The organism is Streptomyces johnsoniae (assembly GCF_031845565.1).
In the GTDB taxonomy this organism is placed as follows: domain Bacteria; phylum Actinomycetota; class Actinomycetes; order Streptomycetales; family Streptomycetaceae; genus Streptomyces; species Streptomyces johnsoniae.
In genome coordinates, this window is record NZ_JAVREV010000097.1 from 1 (window position 1) to 399 (window position 399).

Sequence of the window (399 nt, forward strand, 5' to 3'; positions counted from 1 at the left end):
TGAATCAGGACGGTGCGAGCAATGGGCTGACGGCGCCGAACGGTCCGGCGCAGCAGCGGGTGATTCGGGCGGCGTTGGCGAATGCGGGTGTTTCGGCGGCCGAGGTGGATGTGGTGGAGGCGCACGGTACCGGGACGACGCTGGGCGATCCGATCGAGGCCGAGGCGCTGCTGGCGACGTATGGCCAGGAGCGTGCGGCCGAACAACCGCTGTGGCTCGGCTCGTTGAAGTCGAACATCGGGCATGCGCAAGCGGCTGCGGGTGTGGGTGGCGTGATCAAGATGGTGCAGGCGTTGCGGCATGGGGTGTTGCCGCGGACGTTGCATGTGGATGAGCCGTCGCCGCATGTGGACTGGTCGTCGGGGGATGTGCGGTTGCTGCGTGAGGAGGTGGCGTGGC

At 67.9% G+C, this 399-nt stretch carries 1 pseudogene; it reads left to right on the forward strand.

Going from position 1 to position 399, the window contains the following annotated elements:
* Window positions 1–399: pseudogene (locus RM779_RS33450) on the forward strand (polyketide synthase); the annotation flags it as partial.